At 33.8% G+C, this 24,745-nt stretch carries 16 protein-coding genes; 5 read left to right on the forward strand and 11 right to left on the reverse strand.

Annotated features, from left to right (window positions below; all coding sequences use genetic code 11):
• Window positions 1–38: 38 nt before the first annotated feature.
• Window positions 39–1,367 (reverse strand): aspartyl protease family protein, encoded by a 1,329-nt coding sequence (locus tag ACNQGG_RS11315; protein ID WP_417964044.1) that lies wholly within the window; start codon window positions 1,365–1,367, stop codon window positions 39–41.
• A 125-nt stretch (window positions 1,368–1,492) separates the two neighbouring features.
• Here ACNQGG_RS11315 and ACNQGG_RS11320 point away from each other — a divergent pair, with 125 nt between their 5' ends.
• The 5 genes from ACNQGG_RS11320 (at window position 1,493) to lgt (ending at window position 6,579) form a co-directional block, all read left to right on the forward strand.
• Window positions 1,493–2,713, forward strand: coding sequence for a pyridoxal phosphate-dependent aminotransferase (locus ACNQGG_RS11320; protein ID WP_417964046.1), 1,221 nt, complete (start codon window positions 1,493–1,495; stop codon window positions 2,711–2,713).
• Window positions 2,714–2,953: 240 nt separating this feature from the next.
• On the forward strand, window positions 2,954–3,625 hold the full coding sequence (folE, locus tag ACNQGG_RS11325) for a GTP cyclohydrolase I FolE (protein WP_417964048.1): 672 nt from the start codon (window positions 2,954–2,956) through the stop codon (window positions 3,623–3,625).
• Between the two features lie 149 nt (window positions 3,626–3,774).
• A complete protein-coding gene (gene cysS / locus ACNQGG_RS11330; RefSeq protein WP_417964050.1) occupies window positions 3,775–5,253 on the forward strand; it encodes a cysteine--tRNA ligase in 1,479 nt (492 codons plus the stop codon).
• Between the two features lie 80 nt (window positions 5,254–5,333).
• Complete coding sequence (gene yidD, locus ACNQGG_RS11335; RefSeq protein ID WP_417964200.1) at window positions 5,334–5,582, forward strand: membrane protein insertion efficiency factor YidD; 249 nt, start codon at window positions 5,334–5,336, stop codon at window positions 5,580–5,582.
• Between the two features lie 64 nt (window positions 5,583–5,646).
• The gene (lgt, locus tag ACNQGG_RS11340; RefSeq protein WP_417964052.1) at window positions 5,647–6,579 is read left to right on the forward strand and encodes a prolipoprotein diacylglyceryl transferase; all 933 of its coding nucleotides are present in this window, start codon (window positions 5,647–5,649) and stop codon (window positions 6,577–6,579) included.
• A 268-nt stretch (window positions 6,580–6,847) separates the two neighbouring features.
• On the opposite strand, the gene ACNQGG_RS11345 is transcribed toward lgt, so the two are convergent.
• From ACNQGG_RS11345 to ACNQGG_RS11390, 10 genes are all read right to left on the reverse strand, one after another.
• Window positions 6,848–9,064 carry a T9SS type B sorting domain-containing protein gene (locus ACNQGG_RS11345; RefSeq protein WP_417964054.1) on the reverse strand — a complete coding sequence of 739 codons (2,217 nt, stop codon included), beginning with the start codon at window positions 9,062–9,064 and terminating at the stop codon, window positions 6,848–6,850.
• Between the two features lie 471 nt (window positions 9,065–9,535).
• Complete coding sequence (locus ACNQGG_RS11350) at window positions 9,536–9,757, reverse strand: hypothetical protein (protein ID WP_417964056.1); 222 nt, start codon at window positions 9,755–9,757, stop codon at window positions 9,536–9,538.
• 218 nt (window positions 9,758–9,975) lie between these two features.
• On the reverse strand, window positions 9,976–12,948 hold the full coding sequence (gene secDF / locus ACNQGG_RS11355; protein ID WP_417964058.1) for a protein translocase subunit SecDF: 2,973 nt from the start codon (window positions 12,946–12,948) through the stop codon (window positions 9,976–9,978).
• A gap of 226 nt (window positions 12,949–13,174) precedes the next feature.
• A complete protein-coding gene (gene mdh / locus ACNQGG_RS11360) occupies window positions 13,175–14,110 on the reverse strand; it encodes a malate dehydrogenase (protein ID WP_416856854.1) in 936 nt (311 codons plus the stop codon).
• Between the two features lie 78 nt (window positions 14,111–14,188).
• On the reverse strand, window positions 14,189–16,132 hold the full coding sequence (gene gyrB, locus ACNQGG_RS11365; protein ID WP_416856855.1) for a DNA topoisomerase (ATP-hydrolyzing) subunit B: 1,944 nt from the start codon (window positions 16,130–16,132) through the stop codon (window positions 14,189–14,191).
• A 200-nt stretch (window positions 16,133–16,332) separates the two neighbouring features.
• Window positions 16,333–18,009, reverse strand: a complete 1,677-nt coding sequence (asnB, locus tag ACNQGG_RS11370) for an asparagine synthase B (RefSeq protein WP_416856856.1) — start codon at window positions 18,007–18,009, stop codon at window positions 16,333–16,335.
• Between the two features lie 241 nt (window positions 18,010–18,250).
• Window positions 18,251–18,700: a hypothetical protein gene (locus ACNQGG_RS11375; protein WP_416856857.1), complete on the reverse strand. Its 450-nt coding sequence runs from the start codon at window positions 18,698–18,700 to the stop codon at window positions 18,251–18,253.
• Between the two features lie 136 nt (window positions 18,701–18,836).
• Window positions 18,837–20,594, reverse strand: coding sequence for a TonB-dependent receptor (locus tag ACNQGG_RS11380; protein ID WP_417964061.1), 1,758 nt, complete (start codon window positions 20,592–20,594; stop codon window positions 18,837–18,839).
• Window positions 20,595–20,720: 126 nt separating this feature from the next.
• Complete coding sequence (locus tag ACNQGG_RS11385; protein WP_416856859.1) at window positions 20,721–21,653, reverse strand: PhzF family phenazine biosynthesis protein; 933 nt, start codon at window positions 21,651–21,653, stop codon at window positions 20,721–20,723.
• 19 nt (window positions 21,654–21,672) lie between these two features.
• On the reverse strand, window positions 21,673–24,687 hold the full coding sequence (locus ACNQGG_RS11390; protein WP_417964063.1) for a tetratricopeptide repeat protein: 3,015 nt from the start codon (window positions 24,685–24,687) through the stop codon (window positions 21,673–21,675).
• Window positions 24,688–24,745: the final 58 nt, after the last annotated feature.

Genomic DNA, 24,745 nt, shown 5'->3' on the forward strand with positions numbered 1-24,745 from the left:
TGTAAGCGCTTTTTGAGATTATTCAAAAAGCGCTTTTTTTATAAAATATTTTGTAGCTGAAACTTAATTTTATGAATTTGACCGTCCCTCTTAATTTCTAATGTAATCCATTTTTCTTCTTCCGATTTAAAGAGGGAAATAATTTCCTGTAAAGAATATTTATACCCGGGATTTTTGTTAATTGAAATAATTACATCCCCTTTTTGCAAACCGCTATTCGCTGCAGGTGAATTTTTTCTAACGTTAGTAATTTCATATATGGGTTTTAAAATAAATTTATATTTAAAATCGCTAGTATTACTATTTGATTTAAAAGGGTCATCTACTGTTACCGTAGGGATTGTCTTAAGAGAAACCGTTTCTGGTACCCATTGTAACCCGTGGTGTTGAATTTCGACTCCACTTTTGTTATAATTAAAAGGAGAATTAAATTCTTTGTTTTTTTTTAAATAAAAAAAACTATTACTATAATCAAAAACAACTGAAAATCTTCTCAAAATTTCTCCTCCAACTGAACCCACTCTGCCAGGAATCATTTTTACATTTCGTATTGAACTGGAATCAGGGAAAGCAACAGTAGGATTATGGAATTCAAATTTCGACATTTGAAATTTTGAAATTTTCGCTCTTCTTCCCACTATGTCTCCACTAAATCCCTGCCCTAAATAATCTTCAAAATTTTTAGCAGGAATTTTTACAAATTGGGAACGATTTTCAAAAAGCCAAAGTGCATCACTATTGCCGATATCAATCAATAATTTGACAGGAAACTCAACAGAATCTATAGCTACAGTATTTATCATATACGGTTTTAGTCGTTCGATCGTAATAGCAACCTTTTCAAATTTTCTCACTATTTTATTTCTATTTTTTTCAATATCTCTGTGAACAATTACTCTCTTTTTTTCGTAATTGATTTCAATCAAATTATTTTTAAAAAACTGATATCCAATAATTCCGTTTACTGGAATTCCTACATGAGATGACAAGTTAAATTCCTGATCCAAAACAACATAAAATAAGTGATTTTTGGATTTCAACACTCCTATTTCCAAAATATTATTAGTCGATTTTAATCCTTCAATAGCTTCTTCACTTCCTAATCCACGCAAAATGATTTTTTCGACATTAGAGAATTCAAGTTCTTTTTTATCTTCCAAACTAAACAGAATGGTTTCTTCAACACCGGAATCTAACAAAAAGTTTAATTCTACACCGTTGACCTTGATGGGAACAAAAATTAAATTATTAATAAATTTGAAGGGAATAGTCACTTTATCAACCTCTTTACTAAACTCAAAGCCATCTTGTGCTAAAATAGTCAAGGAGCTGAAAAGAAGAAAAAATAAAATAATTACCTTTTTCATCAAAAAATGTTTATATAAAGTTACTAAAAATACAACATAATTATGCGTTTTTGACACCAAATAGACTTATTAATTGCGGTAAGTTTGAAAAAAAAATTGCAAATTTGCATTTCAATAATTTAAACATGCCAAATATATCCAACAGAGGCAAACAAATGCCCGAATCACCAATACGAAAATTGGCTCCTTTTGCTGAAATGGCTAAGAAAAAGGGTCATAAAGTATACCATTTGAATATAGGTCAACCCGATATAAAAAGCCCCGAAGCGGCCATCAAAGCCATTAAAAATATTGATTTAACTATTATTGAATACGGGCCTTCCGCTGGTTATGAGAGTTATAGAAAAAAATTAGCGCAATTTTATACCAATCAAGATGTAAAAGTTTCTTTTGAAGACATTATGATAACTACTGGTGGATCTGAAGCACTTTTATTTGCATTAGGAAGTATTATGGATCAAGGAGATGAAATCATTATTCCAGAACCATTTTATGCTAATTACAGTGCTTTTTCGGCAGAATCTGGTGCTACGGTAGTTCCTGTAAATTCTGTTTTTGAAAGTGGTTTTACATTGCCTCCAATTGAAGACTTTGAAAAACTAATTACTCAAAAAACGAAAGCAATTTTAATTTGTAATCCAAGTAACCCAACTGGTTATTTGTATTCCGAATCAGAAATTTTGCAATTGGGCAGACTCGCAAAACAATACGATTTGTTCCTAATTGCAGATGAAGTATACAGAGAATTTATATATGATGAAGACATTCATTATTCGGTAATGAATCTTGAAGGACTAGAACAAAATGTAATCATGATCGATTCCGTATCCAAACGTTACAGCATGTGTGGGGCGAGAATTGGATGTATGGTCACAAAAAACAAAGAGGTAATTTCAGCAGCGATGAAATTTGCACAAGCCCGTTTGTGCCCTCCAACAATTGAACAAATAGCTTGCGAAGCAGCTATCGATACTCCTCAAAGTTATTTTGATGAAGTAATTACAGAATATAAAGAACGTAGGGATACCTTGATTTCCGAATTAAATAAAATCGAAGGCGTAATCGTTACCAAGCCCAAAGCCGCTTTTTACTGTATTGCGCAACTTCCTGTTGATAATACGGATGTTTTTGCACAATGGCTTTTGGAAAGTTACGATTTGAATGGTGAAACCGTTATGGTTGCTCCAGCTGCAGGTTTTTATTCGACACCGGGAATGGGATTAAACCAAGTGCGTATTGCTTATGTTCTTAAAAAAGAAGATTTGATTAGTGCTGTTCGGATTCTAAAAGAAGCAATTCCCGTTTATAATTCAACTCGATTGAAAAAATTAATTGAAGTAGAATAATTACAAATTAAAAACACTTTTTGGTTATTCTATGGATAACCTAAAGATTTTAAATAAATTACAAAAGGCAGTAACCAAAAAGTTATTGCCTTTCTTTTTTTGAAGCAATTAGAAAATCCTGCTTTCCCGATGATCGTTATAAAGTCATCATTAAATAGTATAAACGATAGAAATTCTTTAGTTTTTATTAATTATCTTTACCGCTTAAATTTACATACCCAATATAATAGTACCTTTTTGATGATAAATAACGAAGAATTTCAAGACGAGATAGGAAACAATCATATTAGTACAAGTGCAAAAAATCCATTACGAGAAGATGCATTTGCTATTTCAGATGAAGAAAAAATAGAAAAAATTAAAAAAGATGTTGAAAATATTCTGATTACCCTTGGAATGGATTTGACGGATGACAGCATGAAAGGAACTCCAAATCGTGTTGCTAAAATGTTTGTAAAAGAAATTTTTGGAGGATTGAATCCTACAAAAAAGCCAAAAGCATCTACTTTTGAAAACAATTACAAATACGGCGAAATGTTAGTCGAAAAAAACATTACTCTTTACTCTACTTGTGAACATCATTTATTACCAATTATAGGAAGAGCTCATGTAGCTTATATTTCTAATGGAAGAGTTATTGGCCTTTCTAAAATGAATAGAATCGTAGAATATTATTCTAAAAGACCTCAGGTACAAGAGCGTTTGACGATGCAGATTGTTCAAGAATTACAAATGGCATTAGGAACTGAGGATGTGGCTTGTGTAATTGACGCTAAACACCTTTGCGTAAATTCAAGAGGAATCAGCGATATTGAAAGCAGCACGGTAACCTCAGAATTTGGAGGAAAATTTAAAGATGTTCAAACTAAGAGAGAGTTTTTGGATTATATTAAATTAGAGACAAAGTTCTAAAATACAAATAAATTCTATTTAACCGATAAAGCCCTAGCCCTGATGGAAGCAGTATCCTTTCCAGTCCTGAACTTGTTTCAGGATCCTGAAACAAGTTCAGGACTGGAAAGATATAGCGAACAGCGGGAAAAGCTCCAAAAAAAACACAAATGCCATTATATAAAAGTCAAACTCTAAAAATATACAATTCTCTTTCGGGAGAAAAAGAAACATTTACACCTATTCATGAAGGCAATGTTGGAATGTATGTTTGCGGACCAACGGTTTACAGCAATGTACATCTTGGTAATGTGAGAACATTCATGTCATTTGATGTGATTTTTAGGTACTTTTTGCATTTGGATTATAAAGTGCGTTACGTTCGTAATATTACTGATGTAGGTCATATTGTGGACGATGTAGATGAAGGTGAGGATAAAATTGCCAAAAAAGCACGTTTAGAGCAATTGGAACCAATGGAAGTGGTACAACGTTACACCGTGGATTTTCATGATATTTTGAATGCTTTTAACTTTTTGCCACCAAGTATTGAACCAACGGCAACGGGTCATATTATTGAACAAATTGAAATTATCAAGACTATTATCGACAAAGGAATTGGTTATGAAGCCAATGGATCTGTTTATTTTGATGTGGTAAAATTCAATGAAACCAACCATTATGGTAGATTAAGCGGTCGCAATATTGAAGACATGCTTGCTAACACCAGAGATCTTGACGGACAAAGCGACAAAAGAAATCCACAAGATTTTGCGCTTTGGAAAAAAGCCGAACCACAACATATTATGCGTTGGCCTTCGCCTTGGAGCGATGGTTTCCCTGGATGGCATCTTGAATGCACTGCCATGAGCACCAAATATTTAGGCAATCATTTTGACATTCACGGAGGCGGAATGGATTTGAAATTCCCTCATCATGAATGTGAAATTGCGCAAAATGAAGCTTGTACCGGGCAAACTCCCGTTAATTATTGGATGCATGCGAATATGCTGACGCTAAACGGCAAAAAAATGGCTAAATCTACCGGGAATAATATTTTACCAAGAGAAATATTAACTGGAGAAAATAGTATTTTAAGCAAAGCTTTTTCGGCATCAGTAGCGCGTTTCTTTATGTTACAAGCCCATTATAGAAGCATTCTTGATTTTTCTGATGATGCTATTGTTGCAGCTGAAAAAGGATACAAGAGACTAATGGAAGCGGTAGATACTACAAAAAATTTAAACGCAGGTACAAACTCCACAATTGATATTGCTGCTTGGAAACAGTCTTGTTATGATGCGATGAATGATGATTTTAACAGCCCTATTCTAATTGCACAATTATTTGAAGGTGTTCGTTTTATCAATTTATTAAAAGAAGGAAAAGAAACGCTAACCGCCGAAGACTTAAAAACATTTACTGCTAGCATTAATGGGTTTGTATTTGATGTTCTAGGATTAGAGGATGAGAAAATTTCTGATAGCACTAATGATAAATTAGAAGGCACGGTAAATATGTTGATTGAAATGCGAAAACAAGCCAGAGACAATAAAAATTTCGCTCTATCAGACCAGATTCGGGACCAATTGATCTCTTTAGGTATTCAATTGAAAGATGGAAAAGAAGGCACGACTTTTAGCATCTAGACAACCGATTTCAGAGGACAGATTAAAATATTGAATAACAAATATTGAATGTTGAAGTTTTAAATCCGAAAAACAGAATGATGCTTTCAAGAATCCTAATTTTTCCATTTATAGTTCTTGTTCGGTTTTACCAAACCGCAATATCTCCTTTTACACCCTCAGCATGTAGATTTGAACCTACGTGTTCTTCCTATATGATTGTGGCATTGCAAACACACGGATTACTTTATGGAGGTTTTTTAGGCATCAAAAGAATTTTAAACTGCCATCCTTGGGGAAAAAGTGGTTACGATCCCGTTCCTAAAAAAAAATGTAATCATAAACATTAACTTTATATAAGTACTATTTTTACTTTAAATATATATTTTTACAATTCATAAAAAACAATATTAAATGACACACGCTTTGAACATAGTTTGGAATCCATCAGAAGGAATTGATCTGGGTTTTTTTGTAATACGTTATTATAGCCTGATGTTTGTAGTTGCTTTTGGATTAGGCTGGTACATCATGAAAAATATTTTTGAACGTGAAGGCGAATCCATAGAAAAATTAGATTCTCTCTTTATATGGACTGTTCTTGCAACATTGATTGGAGCGCGACTAGGACATGTTTTATTTTATGATTGGGAATATTTTCGCAATCACTTACTGGAAATATTCTTACCATTTCGATTCTCACCTAAATTTGAATTTACAGGCTTTCAGGGTTTAGCGAGTCACGGAGCTGCAATATCAATCATAATTGCTATGTATTTTTACAGCAAAAATGTATTAAAAAAACCTCAATTGTGGATTTTAGACAGAGTTGTTATACCGGTTGCAAGTGGTGCTATTTTTGTGAGATTAGGTAATTTTTTCAATTCGGAAATTGTAGGTAAAGAGACTACATCGGCATTCGGAATACGTTTTCTACGCGATAAATTCAGTCCTGCAGATGCTGTAAATGCAACTCAAATACCGAATCCAAATAATGCTTACCATGCTATTATGACAGACCCAAAATTTGCAGTATTATTAGAACAAGTTCCTGCAAAGCACCCTACACAATTATATGAAGCATTTTGCTATATTTTTGTATTTGCCCTATTATTTTTCATGTATTGGAAAACAGAAGCAAGACTTAAATCCGGTTATTTATTTGGTATGTTTCTGGTGCTTTTATTTTCAGTACGTATTGTTGTCGAATCAGTAAAAGAGAGTCAGGGCGGTTTTGAAAATGAACTGGGTTTACTTTCTACAGGACAATGGCTAAGCATTCCTTTTATTCTAATAGGATTGTATTTTGTTTTTACCGCCGAAAAGTCTGTTAAAGTAGAACATTAAATCTTGTAGAACATTAAATCTTTTAGAATCATAAAAAAAGCTTCCAAAATTTTGAAGGCACAAAAAAGTCTCTTTTCAAAAGGCGATTAAATAAGGCTTTGATCTTATTTAATCGCTTTTTTTGAAATTTAATTTTAAGTGACCACAAGGTATTTATAACAACTGAAAGGAGTGAAACCATAGTGTTTTCGCTCCTTTTTAGGTGTTTCCATTTTCCGTATTTCAAGTAGTTTTTCAGTGCCCTCAAAATTTTGGAAGCTTTTTTGTTCTATCGTTTTAAAGAAAAATGCGATTTAAACTTTTTAGGAATATCTTGTTCTGTGTATTCAACAGTGAACCAGTAATCATTCGCTGGCATTGGCTGGCCAATATAAGTTCCATCCCAACCTAAACCACTTGGTCTAATTTCTTTCAAAAGCTTTCCATATCGATCAAATATTAGAATTTTAGAACTAGTCTGATCTCGTAAACTAAAAATATTCCAAGTATCATTATAACCATCATTGTTAGGTGTGAAAAATTTAGGATAATCAATTACCAAAACATTATTTCTTGTAATTGGAAAACCACAGCCATTCTTATCTTTTACAGTAATAGAATGTGTTCCTAAAGAAACATATTCAAAAACAGGACTTTCCTGAAATGGACCATCATCCAATTGATACAAATAGTCTCCTGCTACCATAGCATTAATCGTTACAATTTGATTTTTGGAAAATGCCTCTGTAACTGTCCAATTTACACTACCAAGAGTGGCTTGATTAACTGTAACATTAATGCTTTTTGACGTTGCACATTGATTTGGATTTGGAGTAAAAACATAAGCCGCACTCGTGATATTATTAATAATTGCTGGGGACCAAGTTCCGGTAATTCCGTTTGGAGACGTGTTGGGCAAAAGAGGTGCAATAGTTCCAGAACAAATAGACAAATCAGCAAAACTAGGCTGGATGAGTGGGTTAATTGTTACGGTTAATGTTTGTATAGTTGCACATTCAGTTGTATTTGGCGTAAATACATAACTTCCGCTCGTTGTATTATTAATTGTCGCAGGAGACCAAGTACCATTGATCCCGTTTGGAGATGTAGAAGCTAGTATTGGTGCTGTAGTTCCGGTACAAAAAGCAGGTATAGCCGCAAAGTTTGGAGTTGTTTTTGGTGTTACGACAACACTCAAGGTTTGAGTTGTTGCACATTGATTCGCATTTGGCGTAAATAAATAATTTCTACTTGTCGTATTGCTCATTATTGAAGGGGACCAAGTGCCAACAATTCCATTCGGAGATATACTGGACAAAAGAGGTGCAGTAGTTCCACTACAAAAGGGAGGAATATTAGCAAAATTAGGTGCTACAATTGGCACAATATTTATAGAAACAGTTGTTAGTGTAGCCGAAACACATTGGCCTGTATTAGGTGTAAAAGTATAAGTTACTGAACCTAAAACAGTCGTATTAACAGTAGCCGGACTCCAAGTACCCGTAATCGCAGGAGAATTGGTAGAACTGGTTGGTAAAATTGGTGCTGTAGCATTTTGACAAACAGTAGTTGGAATAGTCGTAAAAGTTGGTGTTGCTAATGGAGTAACAGTTACTGCAAGCGTTTGTGTTGTAGCACAAGGGAATAATATTGGATTTGGAGTAAATACATAACTTCCGCTGGTTGTATTATTTATTATTGCAGGTGACCAGGTACCAATGATACCATTTGGTGATGCTGCTGTCAAAATAGGCGCTACAGTTCCTGAACAAAAAGATGCTATGGCAGGAAAATTAGGTGTTGCAGTTGAAGCCCCGCAAGGCACTGTACAAGTTATAGTCTTAGAAGGAACACATGGATGTGTTGCTGATGTCAATGTCAATGTAGCAGATTCTCCCGGTGATACACCAAAAACTTCTTGATGCGAAACACCTGTAGTACCTGTAACTGTTGCTCCTCCATTAATAGAATAAGAATAATTATAAGTATTAGAAATAAGCGGATTATTAGACCAATCAAAAAACACTGATGTAGTAGTTGTAGCCTGCGTAGGATCACATCTAAAGTTTAAAATAGCTGCTCCATTATCAGCCACTATATTCACTATAATTTCGGCCCTAGTACTCTCTCCTGTTCCATCATCCTGACTTACATAATACTTTGTTTGCCCAACAGTTGTTGTAGATGGGGTTGGTGCAGTTGCAGACCCAACACCTCCACTTGCTACTGTGCCGTACCAAATTAAAGTCCCTCCTACCGAAGGGGTTGCGGTCAATGGTACTGCAACACTATTTTGACAATAATATATAGGAGTCGTAACGGATGGCGGGGATGCAACAATATTTGGAATACTATGTATTAAAATGCCATTTTTTAAAGCATTCCTATCATCAATTCCGACACTACTTCTTTGATGACAACTACTCCTTTTCTTAGCATAAATATTTGAATTAAAGGAATTAGCAATTAAAAAAATAAAGACGAAAGACTTGATAAATTTTTCCATTATTCGCAGGTTTTCATTTAATCTATGTTAAAGTAGTCTGATTTAACAAATATTAAGTAAATATATAAAATTTGATACTTTGATAATATAAACTTTTACATAATATCTAATTTAGATCCACACAAATAATACGATTTAGGAAAAACAAGATTTAAATAGAAAAAGAAAAAACCAAATTCTATATTAAAAGTATTAAAACCAAGATTTGGACTTTAAAGTCCTCCATTAGAAACATGACGAATGTTTGAATGTTTGGTCATATTAAATGATATTTTGCCTGTTTTTAAAGAAGACCCTAAAGCCAAAACACCTGAAAAAACAAAACTTTTCGAAAGTAGCTCTATCTCATTGTCGATAATCATAGGCCTAACGCTTCCCAACAAGTAGACACTAAACGATTTTGAGATTGGCTTTCTTAATAAAACCTAAATTCAAAACATATTCTTTAATTTGTCTCAAAGCAGAAAATTTTTATCGTTTTTCTATATAATTAGGATCATTTTCCTGAATGAAATAAATATCTATAAGCTGATGCGTAGTATTATTAAATTCTGGCTGAAGTAACAGTTCAAAATTGAAATTCTTACTTGCTTTTAGCTCACAATACAACTGAAATTTATAATAGTCATTGGTGTGGGTAAAATCACCATTTTTTATTTCGTTTCCAAATCCATAATGAAAACCCAGCTTCATTTTATGATTTAAATCTTGAGCATAAAAGATATTATAACTAAAACAATAATTAAAATAAAAAAAGTTCTCCTGTACATAAAAGGATATTTAATTTCTTAACAAATAACTACCCTTAATCTATTGCGTTAAAATTTGTCATTTGAAATTAATCCTCCTATTTTGTCCAAAAAAAAAAGATTCAACTTTCGTTGAATCTTTTCTTAACTTATAAATAAATCTTAAACTTCTGAATGCTGTTTTTCGATTATTTTTTTGTCTGCTCTTGAAATCGTATCTACTAATACTGGTGTAGCGATAAACAATGATGAATAAGTTCCTACAATAATACCTACTAACATTGCAAAGATGAATCCTCTGATTGATTCTCCACCAAAAACAAACATGATTAATAATACACCAATCATTGTTAAAGAAGTATTGATCGTTCTGGACATTGTTGAATTAATTGATTTGTTTACAATTTCTCCAAAATTACCTTTAGTTTTTCCGTCTAAGAATTCACGAACCCTGTCAAATACAATAACAGTATCATTCATAGAGTACCCAATAACGGTAAGAATCGCAGCAATAAAATGCTGGTCGATTTCCATACCGAAAGGCATAAATTTATAACATAAAGAGTAAATTCCTAATACGAAAATAACATCGTGCGCTACAGCAGCAATCGCTCCCAAACCATATTGCCATTTTCTAAAACTGATAAACAAATATAAAAATACAATTAGCATTGCTCCAAGAACTGCCCAATATGCATTTGTTTTAATATCTTCGGCTACCGTTGGTCCAACTTTAGAAGCTTGTAAAATACCTAATTTCTTTCCATCATAAGCATTTACAAATTTATCATACGTTAAATCTTTAGAAAAATGGACTTTTAAATTATCATACAATAACTTATTTACTTGTTCATCAGCTTGGGTTCCATGTTCTTGTACTTTATATTTAGTAGTAATTTTTAATTGGTTATCATTACCAAATATTTTTACTTCTGCACTTCCTTCAAATACTTTTGCTAATTCTGCTTTTACTACTTCAGCGCTAACTGGTTTTTCAAAACGCACTTGAAAAGTTCTACCTCCAACAAAATCTACACCTTGATCTAAACCATTTGTAAATAATGAAACAAAACTAACAATAACAACAATACTTGAGAACAAATAGGTCCATTTTTTAACACCTAAGAAATCAAAATGGAAGTTAGTAAAAAAGTTCTTAGAGAAATTAGTAACAAATGACAAGTCATTTTTACCAACAATATTCTTGTCTATAAAAATTCTTGCGATGAATATAGAAGTAAATAAAGAGGTAATAATACCAATAAGTAATGTTGTTGCGAAACCTTTTATTGGTCCTGAACCAAAAACAAACAATACTGTACCAATTAAAATGTGCGTAACGTTTGCATCTACAATAGAACGCATAGCACCTTTCCAACTGTAAGAAGCAATTACTGCTTCACCTAATGTTTTCCCAGCACGCAACTCTTCTTTTGCTCTTTCATAGATAATGATATTCGCATCAACAGCAGTACCCATCGTTAAAACGATACCGGCAATACCTGGCAATGTCAATACAGCTCCTAAACTCGCTAAAATTCCGAATAAGAATAGTAAGTTAACTGCCAATGCAATATTAGCATACCAACCTGCTTTTCCATAATAAACGATCATCCAAAGTGATACCAAAAGCAATCCTACAAGTGCAGAAGTTGTACCATTATCAATAGCTTCTTGACCTAAGGATGGTCCTACCACTTCTGATTGAACGATATCTGCAGCAGCCGGTAATTTACCTGCTCTTAAAACATTCGCTAAATCTTTTGTTTCAGTAACATCAAAAGTTCCTGAAATTTCAGATCTACCTCCTGAAATTGGACCACTGGAAACACCTGGAGCAGAATATACAATATCATCCAGAACAATAGCAATATTGCTTTTTTGTGTATAGGCCCTACCTGTTAACTCTTCCCAAGCTTTAGCACCTTGGTTATTCATTTGCATAGAAACAGCTGGTTTTCCTAATTGATCAAAAGTATCTTTCGCATCAGTCACAACACTACCACCCATTGAAGGCACATTGTCTCTATTTCCTTTCAAAGCATACAATTCAACTGCATCAATGTCTTTTGCTTTAGCATCCTTAATTGTAGTTGGTTTACCCCACACAAATTTTGCATACCGTTGATCACCCGCCAATAAAACTCTAATATCAGCTCTTTTTAGATATCCGTTTACAATAGCAGTATCTTTTGGAGAGAAAAGACCTAAAACCGGTCCTCCACCTTGACCAATAATTTTATCTAATAAAGGATTATTTCCTTTTTTAGTTGCTGCCGAATCTTTTCCATCTGTTAACAAAGCACTCAAAGAATCTTTCGCAACAGTTTTAACCTCAACTTTATTGATTTCAGTTTTTTTCAATGACTCATTTGCAGCCATTAAAAAATTACCAATTTCATCAATTTTATACGTTTCCCAGAACTCTAATTGAGCGGTACTTTGTAATAATTTTTTAATTCTATCTACATCCTTAGCACCAGGAAGTTCCACGAGGATTCTTCCGGATTCTCCTAATTTTTGAATATTCGGTTGTGTTACACCAAATTTATCGATACGTTTTCTCAAAACACCAAAAGCACTTTCTACAGACTCATCTACTTTCCTGGAGATTACCTTTTTTACTTGTGCATCAGTCATCTGAAAATCTACTCCACCTTCACCTTGTAAACTTCTGTTTGCAAAAATATCAGGAGAAGCTAACTTAACAGTTCCTTTTGAATTTGCTTCAAAAGCATCAAAGAACTTATCTAAATACGATTTATTTCCTTGTAAATCTGCAGTAGCATCAGCCAAAGATTTATTAAAAATTGGATTTTTTGAATTATTGGATAATCCTTTCAATATATCTTTAACAGAGATTTGAAGTATTACATTAATACCTCCTTCTAAGTCAAGACCTTTATTAATTTGCTTATCGCTTACTTCATTAAAAGTAAAATCTGTGAATCCAAGATTAAATACTTTTTCCTTACCGATAGAATCTAAATATTTAACTTCTTTCTCAGTATTCCCACCGGCAAAAGATTTTGCATCATTTTTTACTTTGCTTGCGACAAAAGTGAAAGAAAGTTGGTAAATACTTACCAATGCAAATAGAATTGCGAAAAATTTAATAAGTCCTTTATTCTGCATTATTACTAAAAATTAATTATTTTTTATTTATTTATTTTTGCTTTAAACCTTATAGAGTAAGACTTTCGATCGTTTTTTGGAACCAAAAAGGAACATCAGGAATTACATCAATTTTTTTAAACCGAGCAAATATATAATTAACGTTAAGATTAACCAATTTATTTATTGATTAATCTCAAAAAAAAGACTGCAAAAGTGCAGTCTTCTCTGTTTTATAATTAAAATATTATACCAAAATTGATTTTAAGGCATCATTCATTTGCCTAACTGCATCAGCACTTTTAGCAAATAAGGCTTTTTCTTGCTCATTTAGTGTAATGTCAAGAATTTCTTCCACTCCATTTTTACCAATAATACAAGGTACACCAATACAGATATCATTTTGACCATATTCTCCTTCGACAAAAACAGAACAAGCAATCATTTTCTTTTGATCATTCAAAATACTGTCTACCAAATAAGCAACTGAAGCTCCAGGAGCATACCAAGCGGAAGTACCTAAAAGTCCTGTCAGCGTCGCTCCACCTATCATGGTATCAGCAGCTACTTTTTGCAATACTTCTTCCGAAAGAAATTCAGTTACCGGGATTCCATTATAAGATGCCAAACGCGTCAAAGGTATCATAGTAGTATCACCATGTCCACCGATAACCATTGCCGAAATATCATTTGCAGGTTTGTCTAAAGCCAAAGATAAATACGTTCTAAAACGCGAGCTATCCAATGCTCCACCCATACCTATAATTCTGTTTTTTGGTAATCCTGTAGATTTTAAAGCCAAATAAGTCATTGTATCCATAGGATTAGAAACTACCACTATAATAGTATCCGGCGAATGCTTCAATACATTTTCAGCAACTGTTTTCACAATTCCTGCGTTGATGCCTATTAGTTCTTCACGAGTCATCCCAGGTTTTCTTGGAATTCCGGATGTAATTACTACTACATCGCTTCCTGCTGTTTTAGAATAATCGTTAGTAACACCTGATACTTTGGTATTAAAACCAGTATTTGTAGCGCACTGCATGATATCCAAAGCTTTACCTTCAGCAAAACCTTCTCTAATATCCAATAATACTACTTCGCTAGCAATTCCTCTATAAGAAATTACATCTGCACAGGTTGCACCTACATTTCCTGCTCCTACAATGGTAACTTTCATGTTTCTATGTTTATTTGGTTATTTGTTTAACCGTTGAATCGATTAAACAAATAACCAATCAACGAATAAACTTTTTAATTAAGCATCTATATTAGCGTAAACTGCATTTTTCTCAATAAATTCTCTTCTTGGCGGCACTTCGTCTCCCATTAACATCGAGAATACTCTGTCGGCTTCCGCCAAACTATCAATAGTTACCTGACGCAACGTTCTGAAACTTGGATCCATTGTGGTTTCCCATAATTGCTCTGCGTTCATCTCTCCAAGACCTTTATAACGTTGAATTCCTGCGCTTCCGCCCATTCTTTCATTCGCCTGATCACGTTGTACATCATTCCAAGCGTATTCTTTCTTATTTCCTTTTTTAACTAAATATAAAGGTGGTGCGGCAATATATACATGACCTTCTTCGATTAATTCTTTCATAAATCTAAAGAAGAATGTCAAAATTAAAGTAGAAATATGACTACCATCGACATCGGCATCACACATAATAATTACTTTATGGTACCGTAATTTTTCAATATTCAAGGCTTTACTGTCTTCTGCAGTTCCAATGGTAACTCCAAGAGCCGTAAAAATATTTCGAATCTCTTCATTTTCAAAAACTTTGTGAACCATCGCTTTTTCCACATTCAAAATCTTACCACGTAATGGCAAAATAGCTTGGAAAGCACGATCACGACCTTGCTTTGCAGTTCCACCCGCCGAATCTCCCTCGACAAGATATACTTCACATTTTGCAGGATCCTGCTCCGAACAATCAGAAAGTTTTCCCGGCAATCCACCACCACCCATCACGGTTTTACGCTGTACCATTTCACGCGCTTTTTTAGCTGCGTGACGCGCTTGGGCTGCAAGTATTACCTTTTGAACAATGATTCGAGCATCATTTGGATTTTCTTCCAAATAAGCTTCAATCATATCTCCAACAGCCTGACTTACCGGCGAAACAACTTCTCTATTTCCTAATTTAGTTTTGGTTTGTCCCTCAAATTGTGGTTCCGCTACTTTTACTGAAATAATAGCAGTCAATCCTTCACGGAAGTCATCCCCTGAAATATCAAATTTCAGTTTATCCAACATTCCCGAAGCATCTGCATATTTCTTCAACGATCTGGTAAGACCAGTTCTAAAACCTTGCAAGTGCGTTCCTCCTTCGTGTGTATTTATATTATTTACATACGAAAAAATATTTTCCGTGTAGCTTGTATTGTAAATCAACGCCACCTCAACTGGAATTTCTCCTTTGTCATTATCCATAGAAATAACGTGCGCAATTATTGGCTCACGATTTCCATCTAAATAACGGATATATTCTTTAAGACCTTCGGTAGAATGGAAAATTTCAGAAACAAAATTTCCGTCTTTATCTAGTTCTCTTTTATCTGTAAATGTGATTGTAATTCCTTTGTTCAAGTATGACAATTCACGCATACGAGCCGACAACGTATCGTAAGAAAACTCAGTAGTTTGAGTAAAAATGGTTTCGTCCGGGTAAAAAGTGACAATCGTCCCTCTTTTTGTAGTTACACCGATTTGTTTTACCGGATATAGCGCTTTTCCTTTTTCATATTCTTGTTCGTATACTTTTCCGTCACTACTATGAACAGTAGCTCTCAAATGGTTTGACAATGCATTTACCACCGAAACCCCAACACCGTGAAGTCCACCAGAAACTTTATAGGAATCCTTATCAAATTTTCCTCCGGCACCAATTTTAGTCATTACAACCTCTAATGCCGAAACTCCTTCTTTTTTATGAATCCCTACTGGAATCCCACGTCCGTTATCTTCAACAGAAACAGACCCGTCTTCATTTATATCAACTATTATTGTATCACAATGGCCTCCCATTGCCTCATCGATAGAGTTATCTACTACTTCATAAACTAAATGATGCAGTCCTCGAACACCCACATCTCCAATATACATCGATGGACGCATTCTTACGTGCTCCATTCCCTCTAATGCTTGAATACTATCTGCTGAATAATTGTCCTTCTTGATTTCTTCGCTCATATATTTTATTCTAAAAAAATGTAATTTTTGTCTAACACGCAAATATATAAAAACGCAAATTATATTACCGTTAAAATCACTTTTTAAGCAGTTAAGTTATTAACATTATGTTGATTTTTTAACACAAAAAAACGCTCTCGAAATGGAGAACGTTTTCTTATTTGTAAATTCTAAAAGTTATTTATACCAAAAAAATATTTTTATGCTTTTACATAGGCATCATCATGTACACTCGCAACTGCCCTTCCTGAAGGATCATTCATGTTTTTGAATGCTTCATCCCATTCTAATGCAATTTTTGTGCTACAGGCCACACTTGCTTCTTGCGGTACACACAATGCTGCGGCATCGCTCGGAAAATGCTCATGAAATATAGAACGATAATAATATTCTTCTTTAGAAGTTGGCGTTTGCAAAGGAAACCTGTATTTAGCATTTGCTAATTGTTCGTCTGAAACTTCCACGGCCACTACTTCTTTCAAAGTATCAATCCAACTGTAACCAACTCCATCGCTAAATTGTTCTTTTTGTCTCCAAGCTACACTTGGTGGCAACATATCTTCGAAAGCTTTACGAACCACCCATTTTTCCATTGGATGCTCTTTGTTTATCATTTTATCTTGTGGGTTGATTCTCATCGCCACATCCATAAATTCTTTATCTAAAAATGGCACACGTCCTTCAATTCCCCATGCCGCTAAACTCTTGTTTGCACGCAAACAGTCATACATATGTAATTTACCTAATTTACGTACGTTCTCTTCGTGAAATTCTCTTGCATTTGGCGCTTTATGAAAGTATAAATAACCTCCAAACAACTCATCCGCTCCTTCACCTGACAATACCATTTTAATACCCATTGATTTAATAACTCGCGCCATTAACCACATAGGCGTTGAGGCTCTAATCGTAGTGACATCATAGGTTTCCAAGTTGTAAATTACATCTTTAACCGCATCCAAACCTTCTTGAATAGTGAATTTTATTTCGTGATGAATGGTTCCAATATGATCTGCAACTATTTGAGCTGCCGCTAAATCTGGAGAACCATCTAATCCTACCGAAAATGAATGCAATTGAGGATACCAAGCATCCGCAACATCACCAGATTCTATTCTTTTTTGCGCATATTTTTTGGCCACCGCCGAAGTAATAGAAGAATCTAACCCTCCTGAAAGCAATACTCCATAAGGCACATCACTCATCAATTGTCTGTGAACCGCTGCTTCTAGCGCTACTTTAATTTCGTCAATGCTAGTTACGTTGTCTTTTACAGCATCATAATCAACCCATTCTCTTTTGTACCATTGTACAAATTCTCCGTCTTTGCTTGACATATAATGTCCAGGAGGAAACAATTCGATTTTTGTACAATATCCTTCTAAAGCTTTCAATTCTGAAGCTACATAAAAAGTACCGTGTTGATCCCAACCGATGTACAATGGAATAATTCCCATGTGGTCACGAGCGACAAAATACTCATCTTTTTCTACATCATAAATAGCAAATCCAAAAATTCCGTTCATTTCATCTATAAAATGAGGTCCTTTTTCTTTATAAAGTGCTAAAATAACTTCACAGTCACTTTCCGTTTGAAAGTTATATTTTCCTTCAAATTGTTTACGCAATTCTCTGTGGTTGTAAATTTCACCATTAGCTGCTAAAACAAGTTGTTTATCTTCACTAAATAAAGGTTGTTTCCCTGAAGCTGGATCAACAATTGCCAAACGCTCATGAGACAAAATAGCTTTTTCATTACTGAAAATTCCACTCCAGTCCGGTCCACGGTGACGGATAATTTTAGACATTTCCAATACTTGTGGTCTTAAAACTTCCGCTTTTTGTTTTAAATCAAAGGCACATACTATTCCGCACATAACTATATATTTTAATTTGTTTTTTCAATTTGATAAGGCAAAGATGCAGCAACAGTTACATTCCTAAAACACTAATGACTATTTCAGTTACAAATTTAAAATGAAAATTATATTTTACATTTAAAATGTAACTAAAAATACTTAAAAAAACAGTTTTTGAAGTTAAAAACTTTAATTTGATTCCAATCAAAACTTCTTTATTAAAATCTAACGCATCTAAAACAAGCTAAATGAAATGTATTTACTGAATCTCTTCAATCAAATACTTCGTATTATTAATTTCGAAGGTAAATCCAATTGTATTTCCCATTAGTTTATTTCCCAAAGGCGATTGTGGTGATAAAGCGATAATATTGATTCCTTCTACACTAATTTTAGGAAGTGCCGCACTTAAATAGAGATAAATTCCATTGGCTTTAACCAAACTGCCCAGAATGATAGTTTTAGCAATTGTAGTCGAATCAATTTTATCTAAAACAGCTTTTTGAGTCAACACTTCTCTAAGTTTGGCATTGAGTTTCTCCTGCTCAATATGCATCATGGACAAGGCTGTTTCGTGTTTGTCTCCCGCGGAACCTTTAGCATCGTTTTTAGAATCTTCGGTAAGTGCAACTATCATGTCTTTGAAAACATCGATTCGATCCTGAACTAATTGCAGATAATGAGTATGTATTTTTTGTTTGAAAGTCATAGTTAAATGGGAAAATAAAAAAATCACCACAAAAAGCACAAAGAAATTAAAAAAGACACAAAGATAGTTTCGTTATTTTGAATTATCCTTTTGCGTCTTTTGCGTTAAACTTTGTGCCTTTTGTGGTTAAAAAAACCTAAAAATCAAATTTATAGTTCGCTCCTACAATCACTTGAAAACCTTGAACCGGATAATTCAACCATTTTTCATAGGCTTTATTGGTAATATTATTGGCTTTTAAAAAGGCTGTCAATCGGTCGCTATATTTGAATCCAACATTTGCATTTACATCAAAATAGGAAGGCAAAGTAAAAGGATCCGGCTGAACTGCATATACGACATCAGTATTCAACTTTTGATCTTTACGCTCGCCTACGTAAAATACATTTGCACCAGCGAACCATTTTGGCGTAATATTAAAGTTAATGTTTGAATTTATTTTTACGGTTGGTAAATTCCAAGCTTCACTTTGAAAATCATTGGTATAACTATTAAAAGTCCCGTTGACTCCAAAAGATACCGTTGAAGAAAAATCAGCTTTTAATTCCCCATAAAAACTCAATGTTCTCATATCGTCATAAACCACTTGAAAGGAATTCCCAAAAGCGTACTCCTGATTTGTAGCATTTTCATTATAGTCATTGCTTTTAAACAACGCTTTATTTCTTTCATTAACATACGAAGCTTTAATATTATAACTCACGTTGTTAGTCAGTTTCCCTTTTAATCCTGCAAAAATATCATATTGCTTATCTGTTGGCGCAATATTTAATGTTGGCGATAGAAACGGATTTTTATTAACAAAATCCATGTAAGAGTTTTGCTCTAAGTTTCCTTCGGCTCCAGCGTAGAAAATCATTAAGTCGCCAACGACTTTGTAAGAAGCATTGAATCTTGGATAAACTAAAAATTTATTATTGCTGTTTTGGTTGTCCAAACTATAAAACACAGCCGCTCCAATATTCAGCGTCCAATCCTCTTTTTGCATTACAAAACTTGGTGCAATTCCAAAATTAGTAAAACCATATTTCACAGCTTGCGTATTCGTATTAGAGTAATCTTTCTTGAAGCTTCCACCAACATAATCAACAATTAAATCTGTTTTTACAGCGCTTTCCATTACATCAAATTTCACTATTGGCTTAACATAAAATCTATTTTCAGAAGATCCGAAAAGATCCGAAAAATGATTGAATTTAACACTCATTTTATTTAAGATACTCTCGTTAAAATCTATTTTACCTCCAAGTGATATTGTATTATACGTTTGTTGTGGATTGATTCCATTAATCAACGTCCTCCTATCCTGAGGTGTCAAAGTAGTCCCAAAATCGGCAGGCAATCCGTACCAATTGTAAATTTGATTTTGATAACCCAAATCTAAATTCCATGAAACCTCTTTTCGATTTGATCCGTACGTTAAATCAATCGCAGTATCATAAAAACGATCATCTAATGCCACACTTTTAATACCGCCTTGTGACGAATGATGACGAAACATTCCGCCAACATAATCCGTACTATTTAGATCGTGATTTACAAATAATTCCCCAATGAAGGTTCCGTAATTCCCCACGCCAAAAGTGGCATAATTTTTAAACAAATGTTCCTGTTTTTCTTTCTCCACTCCTTCTGCTTTCCCTTTAGACGGAGTAAAAGTTGAGGCTACCGGAAAAGAGAAAATGGTGTATTTTATCGTTTCTTTTTTGGCATTTCCTTCCTCTTCAAGTGCAGGAGTTTCTTTTACTTTGAAAGCATCCGAAATTGTTGGCGTATAAGGCTTCACAACATTTACCGTTTCTGTTCCTATTTGCTCCTTTTTTTGTGCAAACGAAAATTGAAATGCAATAAGCAACAGACTGATAATTATTTTATTTTGGAAATTGATTCTCATGTTTTATTATTGTTTTTTTTGATAAAGAAGAAAGAAACAAGATTTTTAAAAATTGTTTAATCACTACCCTTCCTTCTTGTCTCTTGACTCTTTTTTACTTCTTATTTATAACTCGTAACCTTGTAATTAAACTTCCCATTCGCCTTTTGCAATAAATTGCGTCTTCCCACCAATCTTTATATCAAAATGATTTTCCGTTAATTTTCCGTCAAAATAAATTTGAGATGATCTATTAATAAAATCGCCCTGATGATTGACAATCTGAATTTCTGCGGAATGATATTTTAAAAGAAAAGCTTGTAAACAAGTACTGGCACTACCGGTGGCTGCATCTTCTTTAATTTGATTATCTTCTATATACAACATTCTACTACTGAGCTTTGTTTCTTCTAAACAATAAAAATACAAGGCTCTATGATTTGTTTTACAATGCCCATGCAACCATTCATTCATTTTAACCTTGTCAAGAATTAAATTCTCTAATGCTTTTTTATTTTTGATAGGAACAATTACAAAAGCACTTCCTGTAGTAACTTCCTGAATTGGGAATTCATCATCAAAATCAACACTCTTTAAATTGCTGAAGGATAAAAAATCTTCTGCTAAAAAAGTATCCAAAAACTGGGGTTGAGCCGCCTGCAACCATACTAAATCTCCCGATTGATGAATTGGAATTTCGCCAATTGGAACTGACAAAGCAATTTTTTCAGGTTGATTTTCAAATATCTTATTCATCAAAACCCAAGAAGTTCCTATAATTGGATGTCCCGCAAACTTCATTTCATGCTCTGGAGTAAAAATTCTAATTTCTGCAACGCTATTTTCCGGCTTAAGCTTAGTTATAAAAGTACTTTCCGCAAAGTTGATTTCACGGGCAATTTTTTGCATCTGCTCAGAACTTAAGGTATCAGCACCTAAAAAAACAGCCAGTTGATTGCCTGCGTATTTTTTCTCTGCAAAAACATCAACGATGTAAAAAGGTATATTCATTCCGTTTATTTTTTGGCTTTCAATTATTTTAAAAACTTCACGCCTATTTTTCTTGTTTTCTTGGTCCAATCTCTTACTTCAGAATTCTTTACTTGGAAATTGATGAATTTGTCTTGGATTCTTCCGTTTTGATATAGTCCAATTCTGTTTGTGCTTCTGAAATAACATCTGGAAAATCAGTGAAATTTTGAATCACATTTTCTAAAATGTAGGTTGCCTGATAACTGTCTTTCAATCCGTAGAAATTCTTTGCCATCAAGACTAACCCTTTGGCCCCAAAATATTTATAACTCGAATAATTCTTCGCTAATTTTTGAACCGCAACATTTGACACTTCAAATTTTCCATCTTTATTTTTAAAATAAGCGTCATAATACAACGCTTCGGCAGCTAATTCTCCTTTGGCAATCGTCATTAGTTTTGCGTAAGCAGTTCGGGCTTTTGCCGCATCACCCGTTTGAATTGCGGCGCGGGCGATGATGATTTGTGCATCACTTTTTACATTATCATCCGTTTTAGGGTTCATTAAAACCTTCTCAGCATAAATAACTGAATTTGGATAATCTTTCTTCTCGTAATACGACTTCATCAAATTCGATTGTGCGAATGTTTTATTCTGAGAAATGTCAGCTTCGGTTTCTAAACGAGATAATACCGGTATTGCTTTGTCATAGTCTTTATTTTTAAGAAAAATTTGAGCCAATCGCAACAACGATTGTTCCGTATATTCACTTCGGGATTGTGCAATTACAAATTCATAATTAGGAATAGACTTGCTTTCTGACCCATCGGAAAAATAAGATTGCGCTAAGTAATAATTAGCCTGTAAAGCATGAATCCCTCGTGGAAATTTAGAAACATAACCACTAAATCCTGCAATCGCATGCTTCGTGTTATTCTGTTGAAATTGTTTTTCAGCAGCTTCATAAGTATCATTATCAAGTTCTGCATCAGTAACAGCGACAAAATCCAAAGTACGAACCCAGTTCGCATATTCATCCACTCTTCCGCTATCTACATAAATCAATCGAGCAGTTGCAACAGCTTCCAATGCCTCCGGAGTTCTAGGAAAATCAGCGGCTACTTTTTTAAATTTAACCAATGCTTGTTCATCTTTATCTGAATTGTAATACACTAAACCTTGTCGCAAAATTGCTCTGGAAGTAAAAGAACCTCTTTTGAATTCCGTATTTAGTCGGTCGTATGTTTTTACAGCAAGATCCGTTTTATTTTCAGCTACGTATGTATTTCCAAGTTCAAAAAGGGCGTCATCTCTGTATTCTGATTTTGGATACAATTGTAAAAAAGCATTCAGTTCTTCTATTTTCTTCTCATTTTTAGCAATAAATCCATAACAAATTGCTTTTTGGAAATACGCATAATCCGCATCAACACTTTTAGATTCAATCACTTTAACATACGCATCCATGGCTGGACCGTATTTTGAAGTCACAAAACGACAATCCGCTAAACGCAAATACGAATCATTCAAACGCACTTTATCTCCGGGTGCTTTTTCTATTTGACTTTGAAAATAATTCCCCGCCTGGTCGTACTCTTTCAATTTGAAATACGTGTAAGCAATATTGTAATTACTGTTTTTATATTCCGGTGTAGTTGCGGCTTGCGATGAAGCTACAAATTGTTTAAAACTCAACAAAGCACTTTTGAAATCATCCAAAACATATTCTGTTTCTCCTTTCCAGAAAGTAGCTCTTGCAGTAAAAATTGCATCTCTTTGTTCGCTAACAGATTTCGAAAACATTTTCAACGCTTCTTCATAATTCCCATCGGTATATAATTCTAAACCTCTGTAAAAAAGTACTTTTTGGTAGGCTAATTTATTTTCTGGTGATTTATTTTTTTCTAATAAAACCAAGGCTTCCTTGTAGTTTTTAGAAGAAATATAAGAATCAATCAACAATTTCTCAATCTCCGAACGGCTTGCATTATCAGGGTATTTATTCAAGAAAGCTTGTAAAACTGCCGGTACACTCTGATAGGAATTCCCTAATTCATAACTCAATTTTACATAATTTAAACTAGCATCTTCTTGAATAGCGGCATCAAAATTCATTTCTGAAGCATTTTTAAACGCATTCAAAGCTTGTTGTTTCTTATCGGTATTCAGGTAACTTTCCCCCAAATGATAATAGGCATTTTGTGCCACAAAATCTTTTCCTCCTATAATTTTATTAAACTGAGAAATGGCATTTTCGTAGTCTTTCTGTTTGTGATACGCATAGCCCAATTGGTAAAAATCTGTATTATTCCATTTTCCTTTTTTCCCTTTATAGGCAACCAAATAAGGGATTGCAGTATCGTATTTTTTTAAATTAAAATAGCTTTCGCCAATGATTTTATTCAATTCTGATTTTTCAGCAGGATTTGATTTAGCCATGGCTTTTCCGCCTAAATCAATTGCTTTTTGAAAATTTCCCAACTTAAAATTCATATCGGCTTGGTAATACGAAAGCTTTTCTTTGTATTTTTCTTCGCCTGAAACTTCGTCGAAATATTTTGTGGCTTGTTTGTAATCGTCTCCTTCATAAGCCATGAATCCCAAGTAATATTTGGCTTGAGAACCATATTCAGCTGAATTAACCACTTTATTAAAATAGATTGTTGCTTCTTTTTTCTTTTTGGCATTAAAAAAACTATAGCCTTTCTGGAAGTTAAATTTATCTCGGTCGCTAGTGCTCAATTGGCTTTCATCCACTTTATCAAACCATTGTAAGGCTTGCGGATAATTCCCTTGATCAAAATGATAATGAGCCACTTCTATATACGCCTGATTCTGTTTTACGCTTGTTGGATAATCCGAAACAAATCGTTCCATCAATTCATCAGCGTTGGCTTGATTGGTTCTGATGGCACAATTAGCGGCATAATACGCACAATCCGATTTCAGTTCTTCAGTAGTGGCAGTTTCTTCAACTTTATTAAAAATAATTTGCGCAGATGCGTATTGCGCATCATTAAATAAGGAAACCGCTTTATTGAAATCTTTTGAATCGCTAGTATAAATAGTTGATTTTTGTGCTGAAATAGTAGCAGTTATAATGAAAAGTGGTAAGTAGAAGAGCCAAGAAATTTTACGCATTGTGATTTTATTTTAATAATTCAAATGTATTATATTCTGAACTCTATAACGAATCGCA

The sequence above is a fragment of the Flavobacterium esculini genome, assembly GCF_048284325.1.
Taxonomy (GTDB): Bacteria; Bacteroidota; Bacteroidia; order Flavobacteriales; family Flavobacteriaceae; genus Flavobacterium.

Coding starts and splice junctions, on each gene's coding strand:
- ACNQGG_RS11315 (WP_417964044.1), bottom strand. CDS start 1,367: ATGAAAAAGGTAATTATTTTATTTTTTCTTCTTTTCAGCTCCTTGACT.
- ACNQGG_RS11320 (WP_417964046.1), top strand. CDS start 1,493: ATGCCAAATATATCCAACAGAGGCAAACAAATGCCCGAATCACCAATA.
- folE (WP_417964048.1), top strand. CDS start 2,954: ATGATAAATAACGAAGAATTTCAAGACGAGATAGGAAACAATCATATT.
- cysS (WP_417964050.1), top strand. CDS start 3,775: ATGCCATTATATAAAAGTCAAACTCTAAAAATATACAATTCTCTTTCG.
- yidD (WP_417964200.1), top strand. CDS start 5,334: ATGCTTTCAAGAATCCTAATTTTTCCATTTATAGTTCTTGTTCGGTTT.
- lgt (WP_417964052.1), top strand. CDS start 5,647: ATGACACACGCTTTGAACATAGTTTGGAATCCATCAGAAGGAATTGAT.
- ACNQGG_RS11345 (WP_417964054.1), bottom strand. CDS start 9,064: ATGGAAAAATTTATCAAGTCTTTCGTCTTTATTTTTTTAATTGCTAAT.
- ACNQGG_RS11350 (WP_417964056.1), bottom strand. CDS start 9,757: ATGAAGCTGGGTTTTCATTATGGATTTGGAAACGAAATAAAAAATGGT.
- secDF (WP_417964058.1), bottom strand. CDS start 12,948: ATGCAGAATAAAGGACTTATTAAATTTTTCGCAATTCTATTTGCATTG.
- mdh (WP_416856854.1), bottom strand. CDS start 14,110: ATGAAAGTTACCATTGTAGGAGCAGGAAATGTAGGTGCAACCTGTGCA.
- gyrB (WP_416856855.1), bottom strand. CDS start 16,132: ATGAGCGAAGAAATCAAGAAGGACAATTATTCAGCAGATAGTATTCAA.
- asnB (WP_416856856.1), bottom strand. CDS start 18,009: ATGTGCGGAATAGTATGTGCCTTTGATTTAAAACAAAAAGCGGAAGTT.
- ACNQGG_RS11375 (WP_416856857.1), bottom strand. CDS start 18,700: ATGACTTTCAAACAAAAAATACATACTCATTATCTGCAATTAGTTCAG.
- ACNQGG_RS11380 (WP_417964061.1), bottom strand. CDS start 20,594: ATGAGAATCAATTTCCAAAATAAAATAATTATCAGTCTGTTGCTTATT.
- ACNQGG_RS11390 (WP_417964063.1), bottom strand. CDS start 24,687: ATGCGTAAAATTTCTTGGCTCTTCTACTTACCACTTTTCATTATAACT.